The following is a 16,460-nucleotide window of genomic DNA, read 5'->3' on the forward strand; positions in this document are numbered from 1 at the left end:
GGGGCGGGCCGGTCGTGACCGGCCCGCCCCATCCTACGTCGGCGCCCGCTCCCGGGGCCGGGTCGCTCAGCGCCGGGCGCCGCGGGCGGATGCGCCCGCCCCGCGGGCCGCCTTCTGGCGGCGACGCTCCTGGTCACGCAGGACCTTCTCGCTCACGGGGGCGTCCGCGCTGGCCCGCTGTGCACGGAAGTACGCGGCGGCCTCGTCCTGCCGCTCCTTCTCCCCGCCGAGGGCGATCGGGGCCCGGACGTGGCCGGGGCGCACGTCGAAGGCGGCGACCAGGTCGAGCACGTGCGGGCGCAGTCGCCACAGCAGCCGGCGCTGGTCCGCGGCGATCTGCCGGCCGCGCTGGGTGGAGATGAGGCCGTTGAGCAGGAACCAGGCGAGATCGTCCCCGATGACGGTGAGCCCGAAGAGGTCGCGGACCTCGGTGAGCACGGCGCGGGAGCCCTCGCTGTCGATCGCCTCGATCCCGTCGGTGAAGGCGCGCCAGCGTACGAGGTCCGCATGGGCACGGGCCGCGTCGAGCATCTCGACCTGGTGCTTGTTGACGTGCGCGGCGGCGTCCTCGGGGGACATCCTGCCCGCGGGCCGCAGCGCGAGCGCGACCTCCTCGACCTTGATCCGGGCGCGGCCGGCGAGCATCTCCTCCTGGAAGTCCGCCTGGCGCATCGAGTCGAAGGCGCGGCGCGGGTTGCCGCGGTCGCCGATGCCCTGGGCGAGCTCGGTCCAGGGGGTGTGGCGGCGGGCGAGGGTCTCCGCGCGCTGGGCGATGAAGCGGCCGATCCCCGCGCGGTCCACGCTCTTGAGCTCGGAGGTGTAGTCCGCGAGCAGGCGCTTGGCGACGAGCTGCAGGAGGATCGTGTTGTCTCCCTCGAAGGTCGCGTAGACGTCGAGGTCCTGGTGCAGGCCCACGAGCTGGTTCTCGCCCATGAAACCGGCGCCGCCGCAGGCCTCGCGGCACTCCTGGAGGGTGTCCAGGGCGAGCCGGGTCGAGGTCGGCTTGAGCGCGGCGGCGAGGGTCTCGAGGTCCTCGCGGGCCTCGGGGGTGTCGCCGCGGCCGGAGAAGACGTCGTCGAAGGCCTGCAGCAGCTGCTCGTGCGCGAAGGCGCCCGCGTAGGTCGCGGCGAGCTTGGGCAGCAGGCGGTGCAGGTGCGCCTGGTAGTCCAGCAGGACCGTCTCGCGGGACGGGTCCGCGGCGGAGAACTGCCGGCGCTGGGAGGCGTAGGTGAGCGCGATCGTGAGGGCGAGCTGGCTCGCGCGGTTGGAGGCGCCGTCGAGGGAGACGCGGCCCTGCACGAGGGTGCCGATCATCGTGAAGAAGCGGCGCCCGGGGGAGTCGATGGGGGAGGAGTAGACGCCGTCCGCGTCGACGTCGCCGTAGCGGTTCAGCAGGTTCGTGCGCGGCACGCGGACGTGGTCGAAGGCGAGACGGCCGTTGTCGATGCCGTTCAGGCCGCCCTTCTCGCCGTCGTCCTCGCTCGAGACACCCGGCAGGAGGTTCCCCTCGGCGTCGCGCACGGGCACGTAGAAGCAGTGGACGCCGTGGTCGACGCCGCGCGTGACGAGACGCGCGAAGACGGTCGCGGCGCGCGCGTGGACGGCGGCGTTGCCGAGATAGTCCTTCCAGGCGGCGCGGAACGGCGTGTGGATGACCCACTCGTCGGTCTCGGGGTCGTAGGTCGCGGTGGTCGCGAGGGACTGGACGTCGGAGCCGTGGCCGATCTCGGTCATGGCGAAGGCGCCGGGGGTCTCGAGGCTCATCGCGCCGGGGATCCAGGCGCGGTGGTGCTCCTCGGTGCCGAGCTGGAGGATCGCGGAGGTGAACAGGCCCCACTGCACGCCGGACTTGATCTGGAGGGACGGGTCCGCGACGACGAGCTCCTCGAAGGCGGCGACGTTGGCGCCGTTGTCGTTGGGGCCGCCGAGGGACTCGGGGAGCATCGGGCGGGCGACGCCCTCGTCGGCGAGGGTCTGCAGCTGGGCGAAGACCCGCTCGCGGTGCTCGGCGACGGTCGCGTCGACGGGGCGGTGCAGCTCGGGTCGGGCGGCGCGCTCGCGGGCCTCCCGGCGGACCTCCGCCCAGCGCCCCAGGAGCGCCGCGGAGACGGCCTCGACGTCGAGGCGGGGGCCGCCGGCGGGCGGGACGGGCAGCGGACCGGTGGGGGTCGCGGTGCGCGCGTGCGCGGTGGATGAGGTGACGGTCTCGGGGGTCGTGTCGGTGGTGTTCACGGGTGCAGTCCCTTCATGAGCCAGCTGGTGAGGTGGGTGACGACGTCGTCGGCGTCGAGCGGTGGGGGTGTGGTCGGGTCGGAGGCGTGGGTCTCCTGCTGCGTCATCCAGGCGTCGACCGCTCCCTCGACGAAGCCCACCGCCCCGTGGGCCCACATCTGCGGGGCGGGCACGGAGTCGGGGAGGAACGTGGCGATGAGGCGGGAGACGCTGTCCAGGAAGTGGTTCAGTCCGTCGCTGGGCCGGATGATGAAGCGGTACACGCCGGGGGAGCGCTCGGCGGTCTCGACGTAGGCGCGGATCATGGCGTGGATCCGCTCCGGTGCGCCGGGGGTCGCGCCGTCCGCCTCGAGGTCCTGCAGCTCCTGGAGGAGGCGGCGGTGCATCGTGGCGAGGATGGAGCGGCCGAGCTCCTGCTGGAGCTGCGCCTTGTCCGAGAAGTACCGGTAGACGATCGACTTGGAGGTCCCGGAGGCCGCGGCGATGTCCTCCATCGTCACGTCGGGGCCGCGGTCGTGGATGAGGTGGCGGGCCACGTCGAGCAGCTCGGCCCGCCGCTGCTCGCGGTGCTGGGCCCAGCGGGCCGAGCGGCCGTCGAGGGGGGCTTGCGTCGTCGCATTCACGGTACGTAGGGTATCAAGTACCGTCGGTTCTATGTAAAGGGTCACGGGCGATCGATCGCCACGGATCCTCTGCCGACACCGGCGCCGCCCACGACCGCCGGACTCCCGCCACCCGCGGGAGCCCGGCGACGACGGACCGACCCCGACCCGCGACCACAACGAGGTGCACCGTGAACTCCAGCCCCCGCGACGCCCTGATCCTCGGCGGCAACCGCCTCCCCTTCGCCCGCGCGAACGGCCCCTACGCCGGGATCTCGAACCAGGACCTGCTCACCGCCGCGCTCGACGGCCTCATCGCCCGCTACGGCCTCCAGGGCGCGCGCCTCGGCGAGGTCGCCGGCGGCGCCGTGCTCAAGCTCGCCGGGGACCTCAACCTCACCCGCGAGAGCGCGCTGGGCACCCCGCTGGACCCCCGCACCCCTGCGATCGATCTCTCCAAGGCCTGCGCGACCGGCCTCGAGGCCGTCGTCCACGTCTCCAACCGGATCCGCCTGGGCCAGATCGACTCCGCGATCGCCGCGGGCGTCGACTCCACCTCCGACGCCCCGATCGAGGTCTCCGCCCGCCTGCGCCGCATCCTCCACCGCGCGAGCGCCGCCCGCAGCACCGCCGACCGCCTCAAGGCCCTCGCCGCGATCCGCCCCGCGGACCTCGCCCCCGTGCCCCCGCGCAACGGCGAGCCCCGCACCGGGCTCTCGATGGGCGAGCACATGGCCCTCACCGCCGCGCAGTGGGGCATCACCCGCGAGGCGCAGGACGAGCTCGCGCTCGCCTCGCACCAGCACCTCGCCGCCTCCTACGACGCCGGCTTCCACGACGACCTCGTCACCGGCTACCGCGGCCTCTCCCGCGACCAGAACCTGCGCGCGGACTCGACCCTCGAGAAGCTCGCCGGCCTCAAGCCCGTCTTCGGCGTGAAGAGCCCCCAGGTCGCCGAGCCCACGATGACCGCCGGCAACTCGACCCCGCTCACCGACGGCGCCTCCGCGGTGCTGCTGGGCAGCGCCGAGTTCGCCGCCGAGCGCGGCCTCACCCCGCTCGCCCGCGTGATCGACGCCCGCTCCGCCGCGGTCGACTTCGTGCACGGCGACGAGGGTCTCCTCATGGCCCCCGCCTACGCCGTCCCCGAGCTGCTCGACGCGAACGGCCTGACCCTCCAGGACCTCGACGTCTACGAGATCCACGAGGCCTTCGCGGCGACCGTGCTCGCGACCCTCAAGGCCTGGGAGTCCGAGGAGTTCTGCCGCGAGCGCCTGGGCCGCGACGGCGCGCTCGGCGCGATCGACCGCACGAAGCTCAACCCGCTGGGCTCCTCGCTCGCCGCCGGGCACCCCTTCGCGGCGACCGGCGGCCGCATCATCGCGAGCCTCGCCAAGCACCTCCACGCCCGCCACGTCGAGACCGGGACCGTGCAGCGCGGCCTCGTGTCGATCTGCGCGGCCGCCGGCCAGGGCACCGTGGCCCTCATCGAGTCCGTCGCCTGAGCGCGACGGGAAGGAGAACCGAGGTCACCATGACCGACGCCTACACCCGCTTCGTCCGCTCCGCGCCGGGAAGGACCATCGCCAAGCAGCTGGGGCTCCCGCGCCCCTCCCGCCTGCTGCGCCGCGAGGACCGCCCCGAGCCCGTGCTCGGCCCCGTCGTCGTGCTCGGCCGCTCGGCCGGGGCCGACGCCATCACCTCCCTGCTGCTCGCCGAGGGCGTCGACGTCCGCCGCCGCTTCGACGAGCTGCGCACCGTCGGCTCCGTGGTCGCCGTCCTCGACGAGGTCGCCGCCCCCGCGGAGCTGGGCGAGATCCTGCTCCCGCTCGCCGGGGCCATGCGCTCCCTCGCACCCGGCGCGCGCGTCGTCTCCCTCTCCCGTCCCGCGACGGGGGAGGACCCCGCCCGGGACGCCGCCCGCGGCGGCGTCGAGGGCTGGCTGCGCTCCCTCGCCCACGAGATGCGCGGCGGCGGCACGGCGAACGGCGTGCAGGTCGCCGACGGCGTGCCCCTGGACGCCCCGAGCGTGCTGGGCGCCCTGCGTTTCCTGCTCTCCGCCCGCAGCGCCTACGTCGACGGCCAGATCCTCACCGTGGACGGCGCCGAGGGCTCCGCCCCGGCGGACCGCTCGCGCCCCTTCGCCGAGCGCACCGTGCTCGTCACCGGCGCCGCTCGCGGCATCGGCGCGGCGATCGCGCGGACCCTCGCCGCCGACGGCGCCCGTCTCGTGCTCCTGGACGTGCCCGGCGCGGGCACCGAGCTCGCGCGCCTCGCGAACGAGCTGCGGGCCGTGCCCGTGCAGCTCGACGTGACCTCCGCGGGCGCCGGCGAGCGGCTCGTCGCCCAGCTGCGCGAGCGGGGACTCGTGCTCGACGGCGTGGTCCTCAACGCCGGCATCACCCGCGACAAGATGTTCGCGAACATGACGCCGGACCGCTGGGACAGCGTGCTCGCGGTGAACATCACGAGCCAGATCACGCTCATGGAGGCGCTGATCGCGGCCGGGGACGCGCTCGGCCCGCAGCCCCGCGTCGTGTCCCTCGCCTCGACGAGCGGCATCGCCGGCAACGCCGGGCAGACCAACTACGCGACCTCGAAGGCCGGCGTCATGGCCTTCGTCGCCGCGCTCGCCGAGCGGCTCCGGGAGCTCGGCGGGACGGCGAACGCGGTCGCGCCCGGCTTCATCGAGACCGAGATGACCGCCCGGATGCCCCCGCTGAACCGCGAGCTCGCGCGGCGCGTGAGCTCGCTGCGCCAGGGCGGGCTCCCCGTGGACGTCGCCGAGGCGATCGCCTTCCTCGCCTCCGACGAGGCCGGCGGCATCCACGGCCAGACGCTGCGCGTGTGCGGCCAGAACATCGTGGGGCGGTGAGACCCGTGATCGCCGAGACGATCAAGGACCTCCGGGACGTCCCGTCCTTCCCCGCGGTGTACGCGGCGGCGCTCACGCCGTCCCGCGCGCGCCGCTCCCGCCGCGGGACTCCCCGGCTGCCCGCGCTCGCCTACCGCGTGCGCGGGGTGCGGATCGACGCGGAGCGGGCCCGGGACGTGGACCACCTGCTGGGCGGCGCCGCGACGGACCTCGTCCACCCCGCGGTGCTGCACATCCTCGCCTTCCCCGTCTCGCTCGCGCTCATGGCGCGGGACGAGTTCCCCTTCCCGCTGCTGGGCGTGGTGCACCTGCGCAACCAGCTGCTCCAGCACCGCAGCGTGCACGTGGGGGAGACGGTCGACGTCGAGTGCCGGGTGCGGGACCTGCGCCCGCACCGCAAGGGCTGGACCTTCGAGGCGGTCGCGACGGTGCTGGACCAGGACGGCGCGATCATCGCGACGGACGTCTCCACCTACCTCGCCAAGGGCGACAGCCCCGCCGCGGAGGGCACGGGGGCGGATTCCCCCTCGCGGCGCCGCGAGTTCGTCGCGCCCCGCCCCACCGGCCGCTGGTCCCTCGGAGCGGACACCGGCCGCCGCTACGCCGCGGTCTCCGGGGACGCGAACCCCATCCACATGAGCGGCCTGACCGCCCGCGCCTTCGGGTTCCCGAAGGCGATCGCGCACGGCATGTACACCGCCGCGCGGGCGCTCACCGAGGCCCGGCCGGACCTCTCGCGGCCGCTGCGCTGGGACGTCGAGTTCGACGCCCCCGTCACGTTGCCCGGCACGGTGCTCGTCTCCTACGAGGACCGGGCCGACGGCTCGACCACCTGCGTGGGCTGGCGACCCGGGCGGGACGGGAAGCCCGACCGCCGCTGCTTCGAGGTCGCGGTGACGCCGCTCGGCTGAGTCCGGGTCGGCTGAGGGCGGGTCAGTCGCGGGAGAGGCCCTCGCGGAGCGTCGAGAGCAGATGCTCCACGAAGGCCTCCGCCTGCACCTCGCGCAGCACGTCGACGTTCGGCTCGCGGCCCCAGCGGCCCAGCACGTCGCCGACCGTCTGCCCGCGGGTGAGCGTCCCCGCGAGCTCGACGTCCACGGCGAGCGGGGAGGTCGAGGCGAAGCCGCCGGTCACGGCGTGGATCGCGACGATCGGGTCGTGCACGTGGGCCATCCAGCCGAAGCCGTCGGACTCGTGGAAGGCGAAGTAGAAGCGCAGGGCGTCCGCGATGATCTGCGCGACCGGGTGCCCCGTGCCGCTCGCGATCGCCTCGACCGCCTCGAGGGTCGCGGGCTCGAAGCGCACCGCCTCGGTCGCCTCGAGGGAGCCGAGCACCGGTCGCCGCGGGACGCCGGAGAAGGCGGCGAGCACGCGCTGCGCGGCCTCCGGGTCCACGGCCACGTTCCACTCGCTCGTGGGTCCCGTGTTCCCGCGGTGATGAATCGCCCCGCCCATGATGTGCAGGCGTCGCAGCAGCCGCGGCAGCTCCGGCTCGATCTCGAGCGCGAGGGCGAGGTTCGTGTGCGGGCCCAGCACGAGGCCCTCGAGCTCGCCGGGACGCTCCCGGGCGAGGTCCACCCACAGCTGCGCGCCCGCGCGGGGATCCTCCTCCCGCTCCGGCTCCGGCAGCACCGCATGGCCGAGGCCCGTCGGCCCGTGGGTGTCCTCCGCGTACATGGGCGGCTCCACGAGCGGGGCCCCCGCCCCACGCGAGACGGGAACCTCGAGCCCCAGCAGGCCCGTGAGCACGAGGTTGTTGCGGTGCACGGCCTCCACGGGCACGTTGCCGCCGGTCGAGACGATCCCGGCCACCTCCACGTCCTCCCGGCAGGCGAGGTAGGTCAGGGCGATCGCGTCGTCGATGCCGGTGTCGCAGTCGACCAGGAGGGGGAGCGTCATGGCGGGAGCCTACGGGCTGCGGCATGATCGCCCCATGGCCCATCCGCGGAAGGTCGAGGACGACGACCCCGTGCGCGGCGCCCGACCGGCTCGACTCAGCTCGACTCAGCTCTTCTGGAATGCCTCGAGCAGCGAGCCGATCCGCTCACCCATCTCGAGCTGGGTGAGCAGCAGGCCCACGGAGCCGTCGGGGTCCACGAAGACGTCCGTGCCGTAGCCGCCGGACCATCCCCAGCGGCCCCGGTGCGCACCGGCGGTCACCGTGCACACCCCCATGCCCCAGCCGGTCGTCTCCCAGAACCCGGGGAAGAAGCCGTCCGGGTCCTTCGCCGCGGCGGGTACCTGGTCGCTCGTCATGAGCGCGAGGTGCGCGGGCGTGAGCAGGGCACCGTCCCGGAGCGCGGTGAGGAAGCGCAGGTAGTCCGCCGCGGTCGAGACGAGCTCCTCGTGGCTCACGTCGTGCGGGGCGGGACCGGTGAGCGGGCCGCCCCCGGCCGGCTCGCGCTCCACGAGCGCGCTGTCCTCCTCACCGAGGGCGGGCGGCAGGCGGTGCTCCTGCCCGGCGGGGACGCGGTGCGCGGTGTCGACCATGCCGAGCGGGTCGAGCAGGTCCGTGCGCAGGTGCTCCCCGGTGCTCGTCCCGGTCACGCGGGAGATCAGCACCCCGAGCAGGGAGAAGGAGTGGTGGTAGCGCCAGCGCGCACCGGGCTGCCCGACGAGCGGCAGCGCGGCGAGGGCGCCGACGAAGACGTCCGCGTCCATCGGCCAGGGCAGCGCGCCCGCCTCGAGGCCCGCCTCCCGCATCGCGTCCTGCAGCGGGGACGGCGTGAGCGCCATGCCGTAGCCCGAGGTGCAGGTCAGCAGGTGGCGCAGGGTGAGCGGGGCGTCGGTCGCGACCGTGTCCGTCAGCGGGGCGTCGGGGCGGCGCAGCACCCGCGGCGCCGCGAGCTCCGGCATCCAGGGCGCGACCGGGGAGTCCAGCGCCAGCGCGCCGTGCTCCACGAGGCGCAGCGCGGCGACCGCGAGGATCGCCTTGGACATGGACTGGATGCGCACGATCTCGTCGCCGCGCCACGGGGTCCCGTCGGCCCCGCGTATCCCGTGGACGCCGACGGGCACCGGTCGCGGATCGCGGCCGCGGGCGACGATGCCACCCGGCACCACACCGCGCCGCACGGCGTCCTCGAGCACGGACTCGGCGGAGCGGGAGGAGCCGGGGGACGGGGCCGCGGGGGTCGGCATGCCGCCAGCCTACGCAGGCGCGCCCGTAGACTCGCGGGCATGAGCGCGTTCGAGGACTTCCTGCTGCTTGCGCCGCGCGAGGTCCCGCTGGGAGGCCCGCGAGCGATGACCGTGCACCGCACCCTCCCGGCCCGCGCCACCTCCCTCATCGGCGCCTGGTGCTTCGTGGACCACTTCGGCCCCGACGACGTCGAGGCCTCCGGCGGGATGCGCGTGCCCCGCCACCCGCACACCGGGCTCGCGACCGTCTCCTGGCTGTTCGACGGCGCGATCGTGCACCGCGACGCCCTCGGCAGCCACGCCCTCGTGCGCCCCGGCGACCTGGACCTCATGGTCGCGGGTGCCGGCATCACCCACTCGGAGTTCTCGAGCCCGGACACGACCGTGCTGCACGGCGTCCAGCTCTGGTACGCGCTGCCCGACGCCCGCCGCTTCCGCGAGCGCGAGTTCCTCGTCGCCACCCCCGCGGAGCAGGCGGGCGGCCCCGCCCGGATGCGGGTGGGCCTCGGCGCCCTCACCCTCCGCGCGGGCGGCGCCGTGCTCGCCGACGCGAGCCCCGTCACGACCGACACCGCCCTCCTCCTCGCCCAGATCGACCTCGCCGCCGGGACGAGCGCGAGCATGGACCTCGACCCGTCCCACGAGCACGGACTGCTCGTGGACCGCGGCACGGCCCGCCTCGAGGCGGGAGAGCGATCCACGACCGCGGCCCCGCGGGAGCTGAACGTCCTGCCCGACGGCGCCTCCTCCCTCACCCTCACCGCCACGGAGGGCGAGGACCTGCGGGTCCTGCTGCTCGGCGGGGAGCCGCTCGGCGAGGAGATCCTCATGTGGTGGAACTTCGTGGGCCGCACCCACGAGGAGATCGCCGCCTTCCGCGCCCGCTACCAGGTCGAGATCGGCGTCGAGGACGGACCCGACGGCACCGCCGTGGACCCGCTGACCCGCGAGCGCGCCGGCCTCGCCGCCGACGCCGAGCAGTTCGGCCCCTTCGCCCCGCACACCCCGGCGGCCCTGCCCGCCCCCGCCCTTCCCCACGGACGGCTGCGCACCCGCGGCCGCGTGGGCCACCCCGAGGAGCACCCCGCATGACCACCAGCACGCCGCACGACCCGGCGCCCGCCCCCGACCAGACGGACCGCGCGATCATCGCCGCCGCCGAGGAGGAGGGCATCGGCTGCCCCTGCGACGTCCTCGTCCTGGACGACGCGACCGGCGCGCTCACCGCCTTCGCCCTCACGACCATGGCCGAGCACGAGGACGGCCGCGTGATCACCCGCGCCTCCTCCCGCGCCCTCACCACGTCGCTCGCCGCACGCTTCGCCGATGCGCTCGCGAGCGGCCGCCTGGTCCTCGCCACGGCCGGCGAGGAGGGCGCCGAGCCCGCCCCGCTCGCCGAGGCCGCCGCCGCGGGGGAGGGATGCCTGACGGTGCTCGCGCGCCTGCCCAAGTCGCTCCGCGCCCTCGAGGACACCGCCCTCGCGCTCGCCGGCGCCCGCTCCGGGGACGGCGCGCGGGAGCACACGCTCGTCGCCGGCGGCCGCGTCAAGCACATGACCCGCAGCCAGAACGAGGTGCTCGCCCGTGCCTTCACCGAGGTGCGGGGCGGCCGCGGGGTCGGCAAGTCCCGCGCGCTGATCGCGAGCGGGGTCCGGGAGGACGCCCCGGCGCCGCGGGCCCAGGAGGGCGGCGCCGAGGTCGCCGTGCTCGGGGAGCGGCGCGCCCTCGCGCTGCGCGCGCACGGCGGGGTGTTCGGCGGCGCCGCGGCGGACGCCGGCAGCCTGCTCCTGCTGGGCGCCCTCGACGAGCACCTCCGCCGGGGCACGGAGGGGATCCGCTCCGCGATCGACCTCGGCAGCGGCAACGGGCTGCTCACCGCGTACCTCGCCGCGGCGCTGCCCGGGGCGCGGGTGCGCGGCAGCGACGACGACGCGGACGCCGTGCTCTCCACCCGCGCGACCCTCGCCGCGAACGGCCTGGACCGCGACGGGGTCGACGTCGTCTGGGAGGACGCCCTCGAGCGCACCCGCGAGGAGGCCGAGGCAGCGGCGGAGCTCGACGACCTCCTCGGGGACGAGGACGGGCCGGGCGCCGCCGCGCCGGGCGGCGTGGGCGGCGTGGATCTCGTGGTGCTGAACCCGCCCTTCCACGACGGCACCGCGGTCGACGCGACGCTCGTGCAGGACCTGCTCGACGCCGCCGCGAGGGTGCTGCGCCCCGGTGGGGAGCTGTGGCTCGTCCACAACTCCTCCCTGCGCTACCGCGCGGAGCTCGCGCGACGGATCGGCGCGGTGCGCGAGCGCGCCCGGGACCGTCGCTTCACGGTGCTGAGCGCCCGCCGCCGCTGAGCGGCCCGACGGGCCCCGGGTCGACCAGCCCGGGAACGCGAGAGGCGCGCCCCGACCCGGAGGTCGGAGCGCGCCTCTCGGCGGCAGGAGCCGTGCGGCCCGTCAGGCCACCAGGCTGCGCAGCACCGAGGTGAACAGGCCCAGCCCGTCGGTCCCGGTGCGGGTGCCCTCGCCCGGCTGGTCCGGGCCGAAGCCCGCCTCGACCGCGTGCTCGGGGTGCGGCATGAGCCCCACGACGTTGCCCGCCTCGTTGGTGATGCCGGCGATGTCGTGGCGCGAGCCGTTGGGGTTCGCCTCGAAGCCCGCCGGGCCGTGGGTCGCGCCCGCGACGTAGCGGAACACGACGCGGCCCTCGTCCTCGAGCTGCGCGAGGGTGCGGTCGTCGGCCACGTACTGGCCGTCCTGGTTCTTCAGCGGCACGCGGATGACCTGGCCCTCCGCGTACTCCGTGGTCCACGCGGTGCGGTTGTTCTCGATCCGCAGGGGCTGGTCGCGGCACAGGAACGAGCGGTGCGCGTTCTTGATCATCGCGCCGGGCAGCAGGTGGGTCTCGCAGAGGATCTGGAAGCCGTTGCAGATGCCGAGCACGGGCAGCCCGCCCTTCGCGGCGTCCACGAGCTTGCCCATCACCGGGGCGAAGCCGCTGATCGCGCCCGCGCGGAGGTAGTCGCCGTAGGAGAAGCCGCCCGGCAGCACGACCGCGTCGACGGCCTGGAGGTCGTCGTCGCCGTGCCACAGGGAGACGGGCTCGCCGCCCGCGAGGCGCACGGCCCGCAGGGCGTCCCGGTCGTCGAGGGTGCCCGGGAAGGTCACCACGCCGATGCGCATCAGGCGTCCTCGACCTCGAGGGCGACGACGTCCTCGATCACCGGGTTGGACAGCAGCGTCGAGGCGGCCTCGCGGAGGGTCGCGAGGACCTCCTCGGTCGCCTCGCCCTCCACCTCGAGCTCGAACCGCTTGCCCTGGCGCACGGAGGCGATCCCCTCGAAGCCGAGGCGGGGCAGGGCGGCGGCGACGGCCTTCCCCTGCGGGTCGAGGATCTCCGGCTTCGGCATGACGTGGACCACGACGCGTGGCATGGGCGTTCTCCTGGGGGACGGCGCTGGGTGGGCGAGGGCCCGGGGCGGCCCCGGAGGGAGCGGCCGCGAGCGTCTGCAGGGCCCATCGTATCGACTGCGGGGCCCGCGGTGCCCGGGCGCCCGCCGCCGGGCATCCGCCGCCCCGCCGCGGGTCCCGGGCGGGCGGCGTACCGTGCTGTGCGTCAGCGCCCGCCCCGCCAGGAGGTCCCGCCATGCGCATCCGCCATCTCGTCCACTCGTGCCTGCTCGTCGAGCTCGGGGGCCGCCGCGTCCTCGTGGACCCGGGCGCCTTCAGCGCCGAGGCCGTGCGCGCGCTCGGCCCCGAGGTCCTCTCCGCGATCGACGTCGTCGCGATCACCCACCAGCACACCGATCACGTCTCCCGCGCGCTGCTCGCCGAGGTGCTCGCCGCGAGCCCCGACGCCGTGGTCGTCGCGGAGCCGGAGACCGCGACGCTGCTCGAGCAGGCGGACGCGGGGCCGATGGGGGAGGGGCCCGCCGTGCCGCGGGGGCGCACCCTCTCGCTCGCCGCGGGGGCCGCGCACGTGTTCCCGGCCGCGGCCGGGGAGCCGAAGCTGCGGATCGAGGCGGTGGGCGGCCGGCACGCGATCATCCACCCGGACATCCCGCGCGTGGGCAACTGCGGCCTGGTGCTGCGTGCCGGTGAGGGGCCCCGCCTGGGGATCACGGGCGACTCCCTCGAACCGGTCCCCGAGTTCCACGGCATCGACGTGCTCGCCTTCGCCGTCGTCGCCCCCTGGTCGAAGATGAGCGAGACGATCGAGTTCCTCCGCGAGGTGCGTCCCGTGCTCGCCCTGCCCGTCCACGAGGCGGTCGCGAGCGAGCTGGGTCGCCCGATCTTCCTGCGGCAGTCCGCCGCCCTCGCCCCCGCCGGCACCGAGGTGCGCGACTGGGGCGTGGACGGCGAGGTCGAGCTCTGAGCGCAGCCCGGGGCGGGTCCCGCCCGGCTCAGAAGCTCGTGCCGGTGAGCCGCTCGTAGGCCTCGACGTAACGCGCGCGGGTCTGCTCGACGACCTCCGCCGGGAGCTCCGGCGGCGGCGTCGAGGAGCCCTTGTGCCAGCCGGAGGCGCGGGAGGTGAGCCAGTCGCGCACGTACTGCTTGTCCAGGCTCGGCTGCGCGGCGCCCTCGCGGTAGGACTCCGCGGACCAGAACCGCGAGGAGTCCGGGGTGAGCACCTCGTCGCCGAGGGTCAGGGCGCCGTCGGTGCGGGAGCGGCCGAACTCGAGCTTCGTGTCCGCGAGCAGGATGCCGCGCTCCGCGGCGAGCGAGCGGGCCCGCTCGTAGACCGCGAGGGTCAGGCTGCCGAGCTCCGCGACGAGCTCCTCGCCGAGGCGGTCGCCCGCCTCCGCGACGGTGATGTTCTCGTCGTGCTCGCCGGGGCCCGCCTTCGTGGACGGCGTGAAGATCGCCGGGTCCAGGCGGGAGGCCTCGCGCAGGCCCGCGGGCAGCACGTGCCCGCCCACGGAGCCGCCCGCGCGGTAGTCGGCGAGGCCGGAGCCCGTGAGATAGCCGCGGGCGATGCACTCCAGCGGCACCATGTCCAGGCCCCGGCAGCGCAGCGCGCGCCCGGCGACCTGCTCCGGGACGTCGGTCGCGGAGAGCACGTGGTGGGGGAGGAGATCGGCGAGCTGCTCGAACCAGAACAGGCTGATCCCGGTGAGCAGGCGGCCCTTGTCCGGGATCCCCGGCTGCAGGGAGTGGTCGTAGGCGCTGATCCGGTCCGTGGCGAGGACGAGCACCTCCTGGGCGGTGCTCACGTCCTCCCCGGCGGGCACGTACAGCTCGCGCACCTTGCCGGTGACGGCGTGGTCCCAGCCCTCGAGCTCGGGCGCCTCGATCAGCGCGGTGCTCATGCGCGGCCCCCGCTCCGGGACTCGGACCCGGCGGCCTCGGCGGCGATGTCGGTGCGGTGGTGGGAGCCCTCGAGGCCGATCGCGTCGACCCCGGCGAGGGCGGCGGCGCGGGCGGCCGAGAGGTTCCGGCCGCGGCCCACGACGCACAGCACCCGGCCGCCGGCGCTCACGAGGTCCCCGTCGGCGTCGAGGGCGGTCCCGGAGTGGATCACGTGGGCCCCGGTGGCCTCGGCCTGCTCGATCCCGGTGACCACGTCACCGGTGCGGTTCTTCCGCGGGTAGCCGGCGGAGGCGATCACCACGGTCACCGCGGCATCGTCGCTCCAGGTGAGCTCGCCGGCGGTGGTGAGGTCACCCCGGGCGGCGGCGAGCAGCAGCGGTCCGAGCGGCGAGGTGAGCCGCTCGAGGACCACCTGGGTCTCCGGGTCGCCGAAGCGGGCGTTGAACTCGACCACGCGCACGCCGCGGGCGGTGAGCGCGAGGCCGCAGTAGAGCACGCCCACGAAGGGGATGCCGCGTGCGGCGAGCTCGTCGATCGTGGGCTGGGCGACCTTCTCGACGATCTCCTCGACGAGACCGGCGGGGGCCCAGGGGAGCGGGGAGTAGGCGCCCATGCCGCCGGTGTTGGGGCCCTCGTCGCCGTCGAGCGCGCGCTTGAAGTCCTGGGCGGGGGCGAGCGGGACGACGCGGGTGCCGTCGCTCACGCAGAACAGGGAGACCTCGGGGCCGTCGAGGTACTCCTCGACGACGACGGAGCCGCCGGCGCCGATCACGGCGCGGCCGTGGGCGATCGCGTGCTCGATGTCCGGGGTGACGACGACGCCCTTGCCGGCGGCGAGGCCGTCGGCCTTCACGACGAAGGGCACGTCCCGCAGCGGGTTCACGCGGTCCAGCGCGGGGAGCACCTCGTCCCCCGTGGTCGCGGTGACCGCCATGGCCGTGGGGACGCGCGCGGCGTCCATGATCTCCTTCGCCCAGGTCTTGGAGCCCTCGAGCCGTGCGGCCTCCTGGGAGGGGCCGAAGACCGTCAGGCCCGCCGCGCGGAGCCTGTCGGCGGCGCCCGCGACGAGCGGGGCCTCGGGGCCGACGACGACGAGGTCGGGGGAGACTTCCTGCGCGAGCGCCACCTGGCCGTCGAGGTCGTCGACGGAGACGTCGTGGCAGGTCGCGAGCGCGGCGATCCCGGGATTGCCGGGGGCGGCGTGGAGCTCGGGGGCGGGGGAATCGGCGGCGAGGCGGCGCACGATCGCGTGCTCGCGACCACCGGAGCCGATGACGAGGATCTTCACGCGGGCCAGCGTACCGACGGCCGTCCACCTCCCGCGGAGGTGCCCGCACTGCGGAGGGCGCGGCCCGGGGCGGGCACGAGGAGGGGCGGACCGCTCGCCGCTACGATCGCCCGTATGCCGGAGCCCGACCCCACCCGCCGCCTGCGGCTCGACCTCTCCTACGACGGCAGCGACTTCCACGGCTGGGCCGTCCAGCCGGGCCTGCGCACCGTGCAGGGGGAGCTCGAGGCCGCGCTCGCCCAGGTGACGCGCACCCCGGTCGCCGTCACCGTCGCCGGTCGCACCGACACCGGCGTCCACGCCCGAGGGCAGGTGTGCCACCTCGACCTCGGTGAGCAGGTCCTCGCGGGGCTGCCGGGCCGCTCCGACCGGGACCCCGCCGCGGCCCTCGTGACCCGGCTCGCGGGCGTCCTGCCGGCGGACGTCGTCGTCCACACCGCACGGGTCGTCCCGGACGCGTTCGACGCCCGCTTCGGCGCGCTGCGCCGCACCTACCGCTACCGGATCTCCGACTCCCCGTCCGTGCACGACCCGCTGCGCCGGGACGTGCTGCGCCACCGTCGGCCCCTCGACGTGGAGGCCATGGACCGGGCGAGCGAGGTGCTGCTCGGCGAGCACGACTTCCTCTCCTTCTGCCGGCCCCGCGAGGGGGCGAGCACCACGCGCACCCTCGAGCTGCTGCGCTGGGAGCGCCCGGGCCCCGGCTTCGCCGATGCGGGGCTCGTCGTCGCGACCGTGCGGGCCGACGCCTTCTGCCACCACATGGTCCGCTCGCTCGTGGGGACACTGCTGCCCGTGGGGGAGGGCCGCCAGGGGGAGGGCTGGCCCGCGGCGGTGCTCGCCGCCCGCACCCGCGAGGCCGGCCGGCGCGGCGAGGCGGGCGCCGCGAGCCTGTGCCCGCCCCAGGGCCTCACCCTCGAGGACATCGAGTACCCGCCGGACGACGGCCTCGCCGAGCAGGCGCGACGGGCGCGGACCCTCCGGGGCTGAGCCCCGGGCGCGGCGGACGTGGGCGAAGC

The 16,460-nt window shown here is 75.6% G+C and carries 15 protein-coding genes; 7 read left to right on the top strand and 8 right to left on the bottom strand.

Features of this window, described 5'->3' with window-relative positions; genetic code table 11:
- Positions 1 to 66: 66 nt before the first annotated feature.
- Together ABD080_RS09205 and ABD080_RS09210 are read right to left on the bottom strand one after the other, a co-directional pair.
- The gene (locus tag ABD080_RS09205) at positions 67 to 2,232 is read right to left on the bottom strand and encodes an acyl-CoA dehydrogenase family protein (protein ID WP_343904449.1); all 2,166 of its coding nucleotides are present in this window, start codon (positions 2,230 to 2,232) and stop codon (positions 67 to 69) included.
- Complete coding sequence (locus ABD080_RS09210; protein WP_137770148.1) at positions 2,229 to 2,855, bottom strand: TetR/AcrR family transcriptional regulator; 627 nt, start codon at positions 2,853 to 2,855, stop codon at positions 2,229 to 2,231. Before ABD080_RS09210 ends, ABD080_RS09205 begins: the two co-directional genes overlap by 4 nt.
- A 170-nt stretch (positions 2,856 to 3,025) precedes the next feature.
- Between ABD080_RS09210 and ABD080_RS09215 the strand changes: the two genes are divergently transcribed.
- The 3 genes from ABD080_RS09215 to ABD080_RS09225 are packed head-to-tail and all read left to right on the top strand — an operon-like array spanning position 3,026 to position 6,620.
- Positions 3,026 to 4,339, top strand: coding sequence for an acetyl-CoA C-acetyltransferase (locus ABD080_RS09215; RefSeq protein WP_137770149.1), 1,314 nt, complete (start codon positions 3,026 to 3,028; stop codon positions 4,337 to 4,339).
- A 29-nt stretch (positions 4,340 to 4,368) separates the two neighbouring features.
- Positions 4,369 to 5,709: a 3-oxoacyl-ACP reductase gene (locus ABD080_RS09220; protein WP_343904450.1), complete on the top strand. Its 1,341-nt coding sequence runs from the start codon at positions 4,369 to 4,371 to the stop codon at positions 5,707 to 5,709.
- Complete coding sequence (locus ABD080_RS09225; RefSeq protein WP_343904451.1) at positions 5,706 to 6,620, top strand: MaoC/PaaZ C-terminal domain-containing protein; 915 nt, start codon at positions 5,706 to 5,708, stop codon at positions 6,618 to 6,620. Before ABD080_RS09220 ends, ABD080_RS09225 begins: the two co-directional genes overlap by 4 nt.
- A gap of 22 nt (positions 6,621 to 6,642) precedes the next feature.
- Here ABD080_RS09225 and ABD080_RS09230 read toward each other — a convergent pair whose 3' ends face one another.
- Together ABD080_RS09230 and ABD080_RS09235 are read right to left on the bottom strand one after the other, a co-directional pair.
- Positions 6,643 to 7,608, bottom strand: coding sequence for a nucleoside hydrolase (locus ABD080_RS09230; RefSeq protein ID WP_137770152.1), 966 nt, complete (start codon positions 7,606 to 7,608; stop codon positions 6,643 to 6,645).
- Positions 7,609 to 7,713: 105 nt separating this feature from the next.
- Positions 7,714 to 8,850 (bottom strand): serine hydrolase domain-containing protein, encoded by a 1,137-nt coding sequence (locus ABD080_RS09235; protein WP_137770153.1) that lies wholly within the window; start codon positions 8,848 to 8,850, stop codon positions 7,714 to 7,716.
- 39 nt (positions 8,851 to 8,889) lie between these two features.
- Here ABD080_RS09235 and ABD080_RS09240 point away from each other — a divergent pair, with 39 nt between their 5' ends.
- On the top strand, positions 8,890 to 9,942 hold the full coding sequence (locus tag ABD080_RS09240) for a pirin family protein (RefSeq protein ID WP_137770154.1): 1,053 nt from the start codon (positions 8,890 to 8,892) through the stop codon (positions 9,940 to 9,942).
- Positions 9,939 to 11,198, top strand: a complete 1,260-nt coding sequence (locus tag ABD080_RS09245; protein ID WP_137770155.1) for a class I SAM-dependent methyltransferase — start codon at positions 9,939 to 9,941, stop codon at positions 11,196 to 11,198. Before ABD080_RS09240 ends, ABD080_RS09245 begins: the two co-directional genes overlap by 4 nt.
- A 102-nt stretch (positions 11,199 to 11,300) precedes the next feature.
- Here the strand turns inward: ABD080_RS09245 and purQ are convergent, their stop codons facing one another.
- The gene (purQ, locus tag ABD080_RS09250; protein ID WP_137770156.1) at positions 11,301 to 12,026 is read right to left on the bottom strand and encodes a phosphoribosylformylglycinamidine synthase subunit PurQ; all 726 of its coding nucleotides are present in this window, start codon (positions 12,024 to 12,026) and stop codon (positions 11,301 to 11,303) included.
- Complete coding sequence (gene purS / locus ABD080_RS09255; RefSeq protein WP_137770157.1) at positions 12,026 to 12,277, bottom strand: phosphoribosylformylglycinamidine synthase subunit PurS; 252 nt, start codon at positions 12,275 to 12,277, stop codon at positions 12,026 to 12,028. Before purS ends, purQ begins: the two co-directional genes overlap by 1 nt.
- A 212-nt stretch (positions 12,278 to 12,489) precedes the next feature.
- Between purS and ABD080_RS09260 the strand changes: the two genes are divergently transcribed.
- The gene (locus ABD080_RS09260) at positions 12,490 to 13,218 is read left to right on the top strand and encodes an MBL fold metallo-hydrolase (RefSeq protein WP_137770158.1); all 729 of its coding nucleotides are present in this window, start codon (positions 12,490 to 12,492) and stop codon (positions 13,216 to 13,218) included.
- A 28-nt stretch (positions 13,219 to 13,246) separates the two neighbouring features.
- Here ABD080_RS09260 and ABD080_RS09265 read toward each other — a convergent pair whose 3' ends face one another.
- Both ABD080_RS09265 and purD read right to left on the bottom strand, forming a co-directional pair.
- The gene (locus tag ABD080_RS09265; protein ID WP_137770159.1) at positions 13,247 to 14,152 is read right to left on the bottom strand and encodes a phosphoribosylaminoimidazolesuccinocarboxamide synthase; all 906 of its coding nucleotides are present in this window, start codon (positions 14,150 to 14,152) and stop codon (positions 13,247 to 13,249) included.
- The gene (gene purD, locus ABD080_RS09270) at positions 14,149 to 15,441 is read right to left on the bottom strand and encodes a phosphoribosylamine--glycine ligase (protein ID WP_137770160.1); all 1,293 of its coding nucleotides are present in this window, start codon (positions 15,439 to 15,441) and stop codon (positions 14,149 to 14,151) included. The genes ABD080_RS09265 and purD overlap by 4 nt, the downstream gene beginning before the upstream one ends.
- A 114-nt stretch (positions 15,442 to 15,555) precedes the next feature.
- Here purD and truA point away from each other — a divergent pair, with 114 nt between their 5' ends.
- Complete coding sequence (truA, locus tag ABD080_RS09275) at positions 15,556 to 16,431, top strand: tRNA pseudouridine(38-40) synthase TruA (RefSeq protein WP_137770161.1); 876 nt, start codon at positions 15,556 to 15,558, stop codon at positions 16,429 to 16,431.
- Positions 16,432 to 16,460: the final 29 nt, after the last annotated feature.

Origin of the sequence: Brachybacterium rhamnosum, assembly GCF_039526185.1 — a bacterium.
Lineage (GTDB): Bacteria > Actinomycetota > Actinomycetes > Actinomycetales > Dermabacteraceae > Brachybacterium > Brachybacterium rhamnosum.